Genomic DNA, 12867 nt, shown 5'->3' with positions numbered 1-12867 from the left:
AAGATAGATGCGACAGATCGATCATTTCATCGCCGGCGACGGCGCCGGGTCTTCCACGCGCTCGGGCGCGGTGTTCGACCCGAACACGGGTCAGGTGCAGGCGAGGGTGACGCTGGGCGACAAGGCGCTGCTCGATGCGGCGGTCGCGGCGGCGCAAAGGGCGCAGCCGGGCTGGGCGACGACCAACCCGCAGCGCCGCGCGCGGGTGATGTTCACCTTCAAGGCGCTGATCGAACGGAACATGGACGAGCTGGCGCATCTGCTGTCGTCCGAACATGGCAAGGTCGTCGCCGATGCGCGGGGCGACATCCAGCGCGGGCTCGACGTGATCGAGTTCGCCTGCGGCGTGCCGCATCTGCTCAAGGGTGAGTATAGCCAGGGGGCAGGGCCGGGCATCGACGTCTATTCGTTGCGCCAGCCGCTCGGCGTGGTCGCCGGCATCACGCCGTTCAACTTCCCCGCGATGATCCCGATGTGGATGTTCGGCGTGGCCATCGCGGTGGGCAATGCCTTCATCCTCAAGCCCAGCGAGCGCGATCCCTCGGTGCCGGTGCGGCTCGCCGAACTGTTCCTGGAGGCAGGTGCCCCCGAGGGCATCCTTCAGGTCGTGCACGGCGACAAGGAGATGGTCGACGCGATCCTCGATCATCCGGCGATCCCGGCGATCAGCTTCGTCGGATCGTCCGACATCGCCCATTATGTCTATCGGCGCGGTGTCGATGCCGGAAAGCGGGTCCAGGCGATGGGCGGGGCCAAGAACCACGGCATCGTCATGCCCGATGCCGATCTCGACCAGGTCGTGGACGAACTGATGGGCGCGGCCTATGGCAGCGCCGGCGAACGCTGCATGGCGCTGCCCGTGGTCGTGCCGGTCGGCGAGAAGACGGCGATCGCCCTTCGCGAGCGGATGATTCCGGCGATCGCGGCGCTGCGTGTCGGCGTCTCGACCGATAGTGACGCGCATTACGGCCCGGTCGTGAACGCCGCGCACAAGGCGCGGGTCGAGGCGTGGATCCAGACCGGTGTCGATGAGGGCGCCGACCTGGTCGTCGATGGGCGCGGCTTCGCGCTGCAGGGCCATGAGCAGGGCTTTTTCATCGGCCCGTCGCTGTTCGATCATGTCACCACCGATATGCAGTCCTACAAGGAAGAGATTTTCGGCCCCGTGCTGCAGATCGTCCGCGCCGACGATTTCGAGCATGCGCTGCGGCTGCCGAGCGATCATCAGTACGGCAATGGCGTCGCGATTTTCACCCGCAACGGCCATGCCGCGCGGGAGTTCGCCGCCCGCGTCAATGTCGGTATGGTCGGCATCAACGTGCCGATCCCCGTGCCGGTCGCCTATCACAGCTTCGGCGGCTGGAAGCGCTCGGGTTTCGGCGACACCAACCAGTATGGCACCGAGGGCGTGAAGTTCTGGACCAGGGTCAAGACCGTCACCCAGCGCTGGCCCGATGGGTCGCCCGACGAGGGGAATGCCTTCGTCATCCCCACCATGGGGTAACGCGAAACATTTCTTTCACACGTATGAAATTTGGAATATGACGATCGAAAGGGGCCGGCGACTGATCGAGCCCCGGGGGAGAGGCACATGTTTCGCGCACTGGCCACCGGCCCGGACCTGCCCGAACGCCATGATGCCGATGTCGACAGCGTCTTCCGGCGCTATCGCATGCGGATCATCGTCGCGATCACGCTGGGCTATGCCATCTCGTACATGTGCCGGCTGGCGATCAGCGTGGTCAAGAAACCGCTGATCGACGGCGGCATCTTCACCCCGCTCGAGCTCGGCATGATCGGGTCGGCGTTGTTCTACACCTATGCGGCCGGCAAGCTGGTCAACGGCTTCGTTGCCGATCACAGCAATGTGAAGCGCTTCTTCGCGTTCGGCCTGATCCTCTCCGCGCTGTGCAATATCGCGATGGGCTTCTCGACCCTGTTCTGGGCGACCGTGCTGCTGTGGGGCGCGAATGGCTGGTTCCAGAGCTATGGCGCGCCGTCCTGTGTGGTTGCGCTGGCGAGCTGGTTCTCGAACAAGGAGCGCGGGCGCTATTACGGCATCTGGTCGACCGCGCATTCGCTGGGGGAGGGGCTGACCTTTTCCTTCGTCACGGCGCTGGTTGCACTGGGCGGCTGGCGCTTCGGTTATTGGGGGCCGGGGATCGCCACAATCCTGGCTGGCATCGGTTGCTATTTCGCCATGGCCGATCGGCCCCGGACGATGGGCCTGCCGACCGTAGCCGACTGGAAGAACGACCGCTATGTGCCCGACGCGGCCGCTCCCGCGGAACGCGGCGTGTTCGCCACCCAGCTGTCGATCCTCAAGATCCCGGCGATCTGGATCCTCGCGCTCTCCAGCGCCGCCACCTATGTCACGCGCTACGCCATCAACAGCTGGGGCATCCTCTATCTGCAGGAGGCGCGGGGCTATTCGCTGCCGGCGGCGGGGAGCATGTTGACGGCAAGCACCCTCGCAGGCGTCGCGGGGGCGTTGGCCTTTGGTTTCATTTCGGACAAGTTCTTCGGCGCGCGTCGGCCGCCGGTGAACCTGCTGTTCGGCCTGGTCGAGCTGATCGGGCTGATGCTGTTCTTCTTTGGCCCCGGCGACACGGCGAGCACCTTGCTCGGCATCGTCCTGTTCGGGCTGGGCATGACGGGGCTGGTCACCTCGCTCGGCGGGCTGTTCGCGATCGACATCTGCCCGAAACGCGTCGCGGGCGCGGCGCTCGGGCTGGTCGGGGTGTTCAGTTATGTCGGCGCGGCGATCCAGGAACAGGTGTCGGGCGCGCTGATCGACGGCGGCATGAAGATCGTCGATGGCCACCGCCTCTATGATTTCGGCCCGGCGATCTGGTTCTGGATCGGGTCGTCGGTGCTCGCGACATTGCTCGCATCCACCCTGTGGCGAACCCGCCTGCGCGACTGAGGATATCATGAACCGCCGCAATTTCCTGTGGAGCGCAAGTGCGCTCACCCTGATCGCTGGCCTGCCGCGCCGGCTGATCGCCGCGTTGCCGGGCTATGCCCGCCTGCTCGAAGGGCCGATGATCGGTGCCTCGACCACCGATGGCTTCACGGTATGGAGCAGGGCCAGCGGCGCGTTCGACGTGGCGGTGGAGGTCGCGAGCGACCGGAGCTTCAGCGACGCCCGGACAACCGCCGCCGTGCCGGCCAGGCCGGAGGATGATATGGTGACGCGGGTCCAGGTCACCGGCCTTCAGCCCGACACGACCTATTATTACCGGATCAAGACCGACGGCATCGCCGATCGCCACCAGCCGCTGCCGTTCAAGACCCGTACCGCGCCGGCCAGGGCGCGGCCGATCCGTATCGCCTTCGGATCATGCGCGCGCGTCCAGCTCTATCCCGAGCAACCGGTGTTCGATGCCATCGCCGATATGGAGCCGGACCTGTTCCTGTGGCTTGGCGACAATATCTACGCCGACAGCGTCGCCGAGGTCGCCTATGCCGACAATTACGCCCGGCAACGCGCCGTGCCGAGCCTGCAGCACCTGCTGCGGTCGGTGCCGCAACTCGCGATCTGGGACGATCACGATTTCGGCTATAATGATTCCGACGGCGGCAATCCCGCCAAGGCGATGACGCTCAAGCTGTTCAGGCGCTGGTGGGCCAACCCCGATGCCGGGTTGCCCGATACGCCGGGCGTGTTCTTTCGCCACAGCTTCGGCCCCGTGGATATCTTCATGCTGGATGGGCGCTATCATCGCGACCCGCCTTCCATGCCGAACGGCCCGCAAAAATCCATGCTGGGCGCCGCGCAAAAGGCCTGGCTCAAGCGCGAGCTGAAGGCGAGCAAGGCCAGCTTCAAGCTGCTCGCCTCTGGCACCGGTTGGTCGAGTTCGGAACGTGGCGGCGACAGCTGGGCGATGTATCTCGACGAACGCAACGAGCTGCTCGATTTCATCCGCGACAACCGCATCACCGGCTGCCTGGGCATCTCGGGCGACGTCCATATGGGCGAGGCCAATTGCGTGCCCTGGTCGGACAAGGGCGGTTATGATTTCTACGATCTGGTCAGTTCGGGGCTGGCACAGTTGCTCAGCCCCAAATTCGTCGATCAGTCGCCCGAGGTCCGCTTGCGCGCGCCCTGGGTGGGCAGCGCCAATTTCGGCATTCTCGATTTCAGCTTCGATCCCGAGCCGAAGGTCGAGCTGAGCGTGCGCAACGTGATCGGCGATGCCGTATGGGACCCGATCACGGTTCGCGGCGCGGATCTGGTGAACGGGCGCCAGAGCTGGAAGGGCGCGATCGACCCCAGGGAAATGAAACGCCGCACCAGCGTCGAGCAGGGCGGCAGCTATTACGAGGCCGGTAAATGAACAAGACTCCGTTTCGTATCGCCCTGATCGGCAGCGGCTTCATGGGCCGCGCTCATGCGATGGCCTTCGCGGCGGTGGGCCGTACCTTCGATCTGCCGCTCGTGCCGGTGCTCGAAATCCTTGCCGACCGCGATGCCGAGACCGCGGCCAGTGCAGCGGCCGCGCTCGGCTTTCCCCGCTCCACCGGCGACTGGCGGGCGGCGGTGACCGACCCGTCGATCGACATGGTTGCGATCACCACGCCCAACATCCTGCACGCGCCGATCGCGCTTGCTGCCATCGCCGCGGGCAAGCCGGTCTATTGCGAGAAACCGCTGGCCGCCACGCTGGCCGAGGCGGAGGCGATGGCCGACGCCGCCACGGCCTCAGGCCTGCCGACGGCGGTGGGCTTCACCTATCTCTACAATCCGATGATCGCGGTCGCGCGCGACCTGATCGCCTCGGGCGAGATCGGCGAGGTCACCGCCTTTCGCGGCATCCATGCCGAGGATTTCATGGCCTCCGCCGACGCGCCGTTCAACTGGCGTTGCGAGGCGGCGCAGGCGGGCGGGGCGCTCGCCGATATCGGCAGCCACATCATCGCCATGGCGCGGCATCTGGTCGGGGAGATCGCCGAGGTCTCGGGCCGGCTGCATACCGCCCACCCGGTCCGGCGGGATGCGGCCGGCGCCGTATGCCCGGTGCTGGTGGACGACCAGATGGACGCGCTGATCCGCTTCGCCGGCGGCGCGACCGGCACGCTCTCGGCAAGCTGGGTCGCCACCGGCCGCAAGATGGGCCTGGGCTTCGAGGTCAGCGGCACCAGGGGGTCCTTGTTCTTCACGCAGGAGCGCTTCAACGAGCTTCAGCTCTACCGCGCGGATCATGGCCTGATGAACGGTTTCACCACGATCATGGCCGGGCCCGGCCATGGCGATTACGGCGCGTTCTGTCCGGCGTCGGGCCATCAGATCGGTTATAACGACCTCAAGACCATCGAGGTGAAGGCGGCGCTCGATGCGGCGCTCGGCCGGCCGTCAGCGGCGAAGGATTTCCGCGACGCGTTGCAGGTCGAGCGGGTGGCGGAGAGCATCCGCATCTCGCACCGCGAGCGGCGCTGGGTCGAAATTCCCGTCCAGGGCGGATGACGTTCAGCCAGGACGGCTGCCAGGGCGCGCGGCGCATATTGCCGTCATCCGCGGAGAGGTTGAATCAAGTCGTTGAATGTCGCGCTAGATTCGGGCGAGGGCCCGGAGCAGGTCTGCCTGGATCGCGGGGGTCGAGGCGAGCACGCTGCCACCCATCAGGTCCAGCTCCCCGCCCAGCGTATCGGTGACAAGCCCGCCCGCTTCCTGCACGATGACCACGCCCGCCGCCATGTCCCAGGCGCTGACGCTCTGTTCCCAATAGGCGTCGTGCCGGCCGCAGGCGACCCAGGCCATGTCGATCGCCCCCGCGCCCAACCGCCTGATGCCGGTGACCTGCGAGGTCAGCCGCTCCATCTCCGCATGGAATTGCGCGTGGTTGGGTTTGGTCGCGAAGGGAATGCCCACCCCTAGCACCGCCTCGCCCAGGGTCGCGCGCGGGGAGACGCGGATCTGCTTGCCGTCGAGCCAGGCGCCCTGGCCCTGCTCGGCCCAGAAGGTCTCGTGCAGCACCGGGACATGGGTGACGCCGGCGATCGCCTGGCCGTTCCTCGTCAGGGCGATATTGACCGCGAACAGCGGCGATCCGGTGAGGAAGTTGGTCGTGCCGTCGAGCGGATCGACGATCCAGACATGCTCCGCATCCGAACCGGCCCGCAGCCCGCCTTCTTCGCCCAGGAACCCGTAATCCGCGTTGTACGCCGCCAGCGCGTTGCGGACCGTCTCCTCGGCACGCAGATCGGCCTCGCTGAACATGTCGGCGGCGCCCAGCTTGCTTTGAATATGGAGCGAGGCGATCTGCGCCTGATCGGCGATCAGCCCTTCGCCGGCGCTGACGGCGGCCGCGATCATCGCGGAGAGGAGAGGGGACATGGCGATTCCTTCTTGGCCGGTCCCGCATACTCTTAGGGAACATATGTTCCAAAATATACGAGAATAGAAAATTGCTTGCATTCGCACTAAGCTTGTCACATTCGTAGCGCAACAAGAATGATCATGTTCCGGGAGAGAACGAGATGAGGGTCTATCTGCGCGGCCTGTCGGTCGCGGCATTGATGGCCGGCGCGGCGCCGTGCGCTCTGGCGCAGACTGCGACGCCGACTGCCCCCGTTGCCGCCACTGCCCCGGTTACTGCCACCGTCGAGACCGAGCCGACGCTTGGCTCCGGCGCGGACGGCGCGGTCCTCTTGTCCGATGCGGCCAACCCGTCGAACGGCCTGATCCTGGCCGGGGCGGAATCCGGCGGGATCGAGGTGTTCGACCTCAAGGGTAAACGAGTCGCCGCGCACAAGGTCGGCAACATCCGTGCGCTCGACCTGCGGCCAGGCGTGGCGCCGGGCGGCGGTGCGCTGCTCGTGGCGCTGGACGGGGCCATCAATCGCCCTGCCCTGTTCAGCGTATCGGCCGGGGCGGCGCTCACGCCGGTCGCGCTGAACGGCGTGAAGACGGACATGACGATCGCCGGCCTGTGCTTCGCGCGCAGCCACCGCGACGGCACGACCTATCTCTTCCTGCTCGGCGACGAAGGTGCGATCGAGCAATGGTCGCTCGCTCCCAATGCGGCCGGCGGCATCGACGGCCGGCTCGCCCGCCGCATGGCGCTGGGATCGGAGACCGGACATTGCGCCGCGGACGATCGCGGCACCGTCTATATCTCCCAGGAGATCGTCGGCGTCTGGCGCTTCTCGGTCGAGCCCGAGGCGGAGATCAAGCCGGAGATCGTCGATATCGTTCGCCTCGGTCACCTGACCGAGGAAGCCAAGGGCGTGGCGATCGGGCCGGACGGCCGGCTGGTGGTCTCCGACGCGTCGGCCAATCGCCTCAATTTCTACGATCCCGAAAAGGACTATGCTTATCTGGGTTCGGTTGCCGTGGGGGCGGTCGCGGGCGGCATCGACGGGGTCGAGGATGCGGGTAGCCTGACGGCGGCCGGCGGCATGCTGATCCTGGCCGATGACGACAATGCGCCCCAGACGCCCAATTTCAAGCTGGTGCGGTGGCAGGCGCTGCTCGACGCGGCGAAGCTGCCGGCCAAAGCGGCGCCGACGCCGCCCGCTGCCATCGCGCTGGCGTTGGCCACGGTCGAGACCAGGCCGGTCGAGACTGGCGGCGATGCAGCGGACGATCCCGCGATCTGGATTGATCCGGCCGATCCCTCGCGCAGCGTGATCATCGGCACGCAGAAACAGTCGGGCCTCTATGTCTATGACCTGTCGGGTCAGGTGCTCCAGTTCCTGCCCGACGGGCGGATGAACAATGTCGATCTGCGCGGCGGCTTCAGGCTCGGCGGCAAGACCGTGACGCTCGTCACCGCGAGCGACCGCACGCACAAGAGCATCGCCATTTACACGCTCGATCCCGCCAGCCGCCGCCTCGCCAGCGTCGCCGACGGGGTGCAGGCGACCGGCTTCGACGATCCCTATGGGCTGTGCATGTATCGCAGCGCCCGCACGGCCAGGACCTATGTTTTCGTCAACCAGGGCGATGGCGCGATGCGGCAATGGGAATTGATCGCGACGCCCGCCGGCAAGGTCCGCACCAGGCTGGTCCGCGACCTGCCCTTCGCCACCCAGGTGGAGGGCTGCGTCGCGGATGACGAGACGGGCATGCTCTATATCGGCGAGGAGGATCTCGGCATCTGGCGCCAGGGGGCTGAGCCGAGCGGGGGTGCGCCGCGGACGATGCTCGCGGCGGTGAAGGACAATCCCGCGCTCAAGGACGATATGGAGGGCATGGGCCTGTACAAGCTCGATGCAACGCGCGGCTATCTGATCGTGTCGAGCCAGGGCAATGACAGCTATGCCGTGTTCCGGCGCGAGGGCGATAATGCCTATGTCGGATCGTTCGTGGTCGGTGCAAACCCGGCGCTCGGCATCGACGGCATCTCGGAGACCGACGGACTGGACGTGACCAGCGCGTCGGCCGGCGACGCGTTCGCGCACGGCCTGATGGTCGCGCAGGACGGGCGCAACGTCTCGCCGCCGGAGCATCAGAATTTCAAGTTGGTACCATGGACCGCAGTGGCGGATGCGTTGAAGCTGCAACGTTAGGCAGGCAGAGCCTGTCAGGCCCAGCCTTTGCCGCGTCGGCGACAGGTTGTGATCTCACCGGTCAGTTCGCTGCTCACAGTCGCTGTGCGCTCGCTAGGCCGCATGCGTCTGCGCACCGGCGCGCGGGAATCGGCGGTCCCCATTTTCCTGCTTGGCGCAGCGTTGGAAGCAGGCCACCATAGAAATGTATCGTGTATAGCAACATTACTGCTTTAGATGGTCACTTCACCCTCGGTTTTGTCGGCATATTGTCAGAAACTGCGCTTGCACTGTTGCTTAATTAGCTATATTTATGGCTATGGTAGAATAGGCATAGGAGAGGGGCAGCGCCAGCGACCGGCCTTTGATGGCTCCTTCCAGTTCCGGCATGGGTGGTGGGCAATGTCTCCCGCATGGCGGCAACCGGTGCGCACGAATTTCCACCTCCATTTGCGAGGCGATCGCGCGGAGGGCATGACTGCCCGGTCGCGTCTAGCTGTTCGATCTCCACGCAACGAGATCGGGAAGCCGGCACCGACGATAAAAGCCGGCAGGAGAGGAGAAGCGACATGAACACCATCTTCGCGTCCTGTGCCCGCCGCGCCCGGCGGTCATTGCTTGCTTTGGGAGCCGCCGCTGCGGCGATCGCGCCGACCGCCAGCCTGGCCGACCCGCCCTCGACGCTCTACGGGCTTGCCTGGGAGGAGACCTTCAGCGGGACGTCGGTCGACACCAGCCGCTGGAATTTCCGCACCGATGTGAAGGCGTTGAGCGCGCAGCTTGCCGCCAATGCGGTCATCGACAACGGCCAGCTCAGCCTGTTGATGAAGCAGGAGAGTGTGAGCGGCAAAGCGTATACGGGTGCCGGCGTCATCAGCAAGCAACTGTTCGGCTATGGCTATTTCGAGGTCCGCGCCAAGAACACCACCAACACCGGCTGGCATAACAGCTTCTGGATGATGGCGGGCGACGGCAGCGACACCTTCGCCGCGGGCCGCTATCTCGAGATCGACCAGGCGGAGATCGAAACGGCGGACCAGACTCATGTCCCGAGCGGGCTGCAGATCTGGAACGGCCAGGCGGGGTCGGGCGCCAATATCGGCGGCCCGCGCTGCGCGACCTACGCACCCGGCGTGAACCTGACGGCCGCCTATCACACCTATGGCGCCGATTGGCGCGAGGGTGCGGTCGACTTCTATCTCGACGGTACGAAATATTGCACGCTGGCCTATTCGACGACTCAGTATCGCCAGGATCCGGTGAACATCTGGCTGACCGCCATTGCCTATCGCACGCCGGTCTCGGTCGGTGGTACGCCGCAATATTACGACACGGTCAGGTTCTACAAACGCGACCAATATGTGATGAACGGCCGCTACGGCTATAGCGAGAGCGGCACGGGCTGGCTTGACAGCACGCTGGCTGGTTTCGGCCTGATGCCGCAGCGCTATTCGTGCACCGCCGGCGCCAAGGCGATCTTTGCGCCGGGGTTCAACCAGTCGGGCGACTATCACGTCTATATCTGGAAGACGGTCAACGCGAACGCCGACACACAAGCCGAAGTCCGCGTCCAGGCGGCGTCGGGAAACACCACCACGACTATCAACTTCGCGACCGGCACCTCGGGTTGGGTGGATCTGGGCATCCATAGCTTCAATGCGGGCACGACCAACCCTGCGATCGGCGTAACCAACACCGTCCATGCCGGCTGTCAGCGCGCCGGGGCGGTCAAGTTCGTCCGCGTGTAAGCCATGGCGACGACCATGCGGCGCGGGATTGCCCTGGGAACCATGGTGGTTGTTCTAGGGGTGGCGGTTAGCCTTCTAGTCTCTCGTTCCGAAAGGATCGTGGAGCAGGATGCCATCCGTGTCGTCGCGGCGCCTGCGCGCTACCCCGCGGCGGTTATCACGCCGGTTCCGGCGGCGTCCCCGACGCCTCTGGAGCCGGCAGAGGCCGGAAACCGCTATAGTTCGGGAGTCGATCCGCCGGCTCCGCGAGAGGCAAACGCGCCGAATTATGCCGATCTCGGCGTGCTGCCGGCCATCTGAACGAAAGGACGAACAAGGGAATGACGAACGACATGAGCGGATCGAGGCGGCGTTTCCTGACGGGAGCGGGGGCGCTGCCGCTTGTTGCGATCGCGGGCCGGGCGGAAGCACAGGAGGCGCCGCCCGTCTCGCCCTTCACTGCCTTCTCGATCGATCCGCGCGAACCGGACTTGGTCGTGCCGCTCTGGCCCGAGGGGAAAATGCCGGGCGGGCCAGTCCCGGCCATTACCGAGACGATTGACGATCAATGGGACACCGCGGGCCTGCGCTACCGCGTCGGCGTGCATGTCACGCGACCGACCATCGCCTATTTCGCGCCGGCCAACCCAAGCGGCGCGGCGGTGCTGATTTGTCCCGGCGGCGGTTATTCGCGCGTGGGAATCGACCGCGAAGGTTATGAATGCGGGCGCTGGTTCGCTTCGCTCGGCATTGCGGCCTTCGTGTTGCGCTACCGGCTCCCCGGCGATCGCTGGGGTGCCGGGCCGGCGGTGGCGCTGCAGGACGCGCAGCGCGCGATGCGGCTGATCCGCGCGGGCGGGGCGGGGCGCTGGCGCGTCGATCCCAAGCGGGTGTTTGTGATGGGCGGCTCGGCAGGGGGGCATCTTGCCGGAAGCCTGTGCGTCAAGGTCTATGACCGTACCTATGCGCCGATCGACGAGGCGGACCGCCTGCTGACTCGACCCGACGGGGCAATCCTGCTCTATCCGGTGGTGTCGATGGGCCCGTCCGGCCATGCTGGTACGCGGCTGGCCCTGCTTGGACCCAGTCCTTCAACGAGCGACATCGCCGCATGGTCGCTCGATGGCGCGCTGCCGGGCATCACGCCGCCGATCTTTCTGGTTCATGCGGTGCACGACCGGGTCCTGCCGGTCGATCATTCGCTGGCGTTGTTCGCGGCGGTGCGCGCCTCGGGCGGCGCCATCGACATGCACCTGTTCGATGAAGGGGCGCATGGGCTGGGTTTTCGCGGTGATCCGGCCTGGCCGATGTCGAATTGGCCGACCCTCGCGCGGCAATGGCTGGTGCGAAACAGTCTCGCCTGACGCGGCCTAGGCGGGCCGTAGCCGCGAGCGCGGCTGGCTGCGCAGTGCGCCCCAGGCGACGAGCGCCGCGAGCGGGTGGAGCAAGCCCATCAGCAGAAATATCTGCGGATAATTTCCCGACTGGACCAATTGGCCAACCAGTTGGGTCGAGAAGATGCCGCCCAGCCCGCTGCCCGCCGCGACGAAGCCGAACACGGTGGCCACCACACGCGTCGGATAGAGATCGACGATCAGCGTTCCCAGGTTGATCTGGAAGATCAGGTGCGCAAACGCGACCAGCGCGGCGACGGCGAGCGTCAGCGGAATGGCGGGCGAGGTCGAGATCAGCATGCCCAGCGGTGCCAGCAGCGCGGCGATCCCGACCGCGGTGATGCGGCTGCGGACGGGCGTCATGCCGCGGCGGATGAGCCAGCCGGAAAAGAGCCCGCCGCCGATGCTGCCGAAATCCGCGGCTAGATAGACGATCCAGGCGGTGGCGGCGACTCCGGCCAGGTCCATGCCGCGTTCGTCGGCGAGATATTTGGGGAACCAGAACAGGTAGAAATACCAGACCGGGTCGGCGATCAGCCGCGCCAGGGCGAAACCCCAGAGTGGCCGCTCGCGCAGGATGGCGCCCCAGGGTGTCGGCTCGCGCGCCGTTATACGGGCTTGCCGGTCGCGCGGGTAGATGGCGAGCCACGCGGCCAGCCATACGAAGCCGAGCGCACCGGTCGCGACGAAGGCGGTGCGCCAGCCATGGGTCAGCGCCAGCCAGCCGATCAGTGGCGGCGAGATCGTCGCGCCGACCATGGCGCCCGCCGTATAGGCGCCGAAGGCGAAACCGCGCTCGTGCGGCGGGAAATGTTCGGAGATCGCCTTGGGGCCGGCGGTATAGTTGCCGGCCTCGCCGAGCCCCAGCATCGCGCGCGCGCCGCCAAGGGCCGCGGCGCTCCGCACCAGGCCGGTCGCCATATTGGCCAGCGACCACCAGCCGACGAACAAGGCGAGCGACAGCCGCGTGCCGAGCCGGTCGGTCACCCAGCCGGCGCCAAGATAGGCGAGCGTATAGGCGATCAGGAAGAACTGGACGATCCGGGCATAGCCGAGATCGGAGATGTGGAGATCGCGCTGCACGAGCGGCGCGAGGATCGAGAGCGTCTGCCGGTCGACATAGTTGAGCACGGTCGAGGCGAAGAGCAGGGCGAGGATCGCCCAGCGCATCCGGCTCACGCCGTGCGGTGCCGTGCCGGGCGCCTCGACCTCATCGGCCGCTCCAACCGGTTGCGCGGCCTGTTCAGCCACTT

Annotated in this window: 9 protein-coding genes; 7 read left to right on the top strand and 2 right to left on the bottom strand. The window is 66.3% G+C overall.

Going from position 1 to position 12867, the window contains the following annotated elements:
* Nucleotides 1-7: 7 nt before the first annotated feature.
* From AC1RT8_RS24375 to AC1RT8_RS24360, 4 genes are all read left to right on the top strand, one after another.
* A complete protein-coding gene (locus AC1RT8_RS24375) occupies nucleotides 8-1504 on the top strand; it encodes a CoA-acylating methylmalonate-semialdehyde dehydrogenase (RefSeq protein WP_493079124.1) in 1497 nt (498 codons plus the stop codon).
* 87 nt (nucleotides 1505-1591) lie between these two features.
* Nucleotides 1592-2926 (top strand): MFS transporter, encoded by a 1335-nt coding sequence (locus tag AC1RT8_RS24370; protein WP_493079122.1) that lies wholly within the window; start codon nucleotides 1592-1594, stop codon nucleotides 2924-2926.
* A 7-nt stretch (nucleotides 2927-2933) separates the two neighbouring features.
* Nucleotides 2934-4340 (top strand): alkaline phosphatase D family protein, encoded by a 1407-nt coding sequence (locus tag AC1RT8_RS24365; protein ID WP_493079120.1) that lies wholly within the window; start codon nucleotides 2934-2936, stop codon nucleotides 4338-4340.
* Entirely contained in the window at nucleotides 4337-5467 is a 1131-nt protein-coding gene (locus tag AC1RT8_RS24360) for a Gfo/Idh/MocA family protein (RefSeq protein WP_493079119.1), read from the top strand. Before AC1RT8_RS24365 ends, AC1RT8_RS24360 begins: the two co-directional genes overlap by 4 nt.
* Nucleotides 5468-5551: 84 nt before the next feature.
* Here the strand turns inward: AC1RT8_RS24360 and AC1RT8_RS24355 are convergent, their stop codons facing one another.
* Nucleotides 5552-6337, bottom strand: a complete 786-nt coding sequence (locus AC1RT8_RS24355; RefSeq protein WP_493079118.1) for an inositol monophosphatase family protein — start codon at nucleotides 6335-6337, stop codon at nucleotides 5552-5554.
* A 143-nt stretch (nucleotides 6338-6480) separates the two neighbouring features.
* Here AC1RT8_RS24355 and AC1RT8_RS24350 point away from each other — a divergent pair, with 143 nt between their 5' ends.
* From AC1RT8_RS24350 to AC1RT8_RS24340, 3 genes are all read left to right on the top strand, one after another.
* On the top strand, nucleotides 6481-8514 hold the full coding sequence (locus tag AC1RT8_RS24350; protein WP_493079117.1) for a phytase: 2034 nt from the start codon (nucleotides 6481-6483) through the stop codon (nucleotides 8512-8514).
* Between the two features lie 548 nt (nucleotides 8515-9062).
* Nucleotides 9063-10241 carry a family 16 glycosylhydrolase gene (locus AC1RT8_RS24345; RefSeq protein ID WP_493079116.1) on the top strand — a complete coding sequence of 393 codons (1179 nt, stop codon included), beginning with the start codon at nucleotides 9063-9065 and terminating at the stop codon, nucleotides 10239-10241.
* 332 nt (nucleotides 10242-10573) lie between these two features.
* Nucleotides 10574-11584 carry an alpha/beta hydrolase gene (locus AC1RT8_RS24340; RefSeq protein WP_493079114.1) on the top strand — a complete coding sequence of 337 codons (1011 nt, stop codon included), beginning with the start codon at nucleotides 10574-10576 and terminating at the stop codon, nucleotides 11582-11584.
* Between the two features lie 6 nt (nucleotides 11585-11590).
* Here AC1RT8_RS24340 and AC1RT8_RS24335 read toward each other — a convergent pair whose 3' ends face one another.
* The gene (locus AC1RT8_RS24335) at nucleotides 11591-12865 is read right to left on the bottom strand and encodes an MFS transporter (RefSeq protein WP_493079112.1); all 1275 of its coding nucleotides are present in this window, start codon (nucleotides 12863-12865) and stop codon (nucleotides 11591-11593) included.
* Nucleotides 12866-12867: the final 2 nt, after the last annotated feature.

The sequence above is a fragment of the Sphingomonas sp. GW821-FHT10F11 genome (assembly GCF_058809095.1).
This window is presented reverse-complemented; position numbering and strand designations above follow the sequence as displayed.

Excerpts from the sequence above, each read along its gene's own strand:
- AC1RT8_RS24375 (WP_493079124.1), top strand. The coding sequence starts at position 8 with ATGCGACAGATCGATCATTTCATCGCCGGCGACGGCGCCGGGTCTTCC.
- AC1RT8_RS24355 (WP_493079118.1), bottom strand. The coding sequence starts at position 6,337 with ATGTCCCCTCTCCTCTCCGCGATGATCGCGGCCGCCGTCAGCGCCGGC.
- AC1RT8_RS24365 (WP_493079120.1), top strand. The coding sequence starts at position 2,934 with ATGAACCGCCGCAATTTCCTGTGGAGCGCAAGTGCGCTCACCCTGATC.
- AC1RT8_RS24360 (WP_493079119.1), top strand. The coding sequence starts at position 4,337 with ATGAACAAGACTCCGTTTCGTATCGCCCTGATCGGCAGCGGCTTCATG.
- AC1RT8_RS24345 (WP_493079116.1), top strand. The coding sequence starts at position 9,063 with ATGAACACCATCTTCGCGTCCTGTGCCCGCCGCGCCCGGCGGTCATTG.
- AC1RT8_RS24370 (WP_493079122.1), top strand. The coding sequence starts at position 1,592 with ATGTTTCGCGCACTGGCCACCGGCCCGGACCTGCCCGAACGCCATGAT.
- AC1RT8_RS24350 (WP_493079117.1), top strand. The coding sequence starts at position 6,481 with ATGAGGGTCTATCTGCGCGGCCTGTCGGTCGCGGCATTGATGGCCGGC.
- AC1RT8_RS24340 (WP_493079114.1), top strand. The coding sequence starts at position 10,574 with ATGAGCGGATCGAGGCGGCGTTTCCTGACGGGAGCGGGGGCGCTGCCG.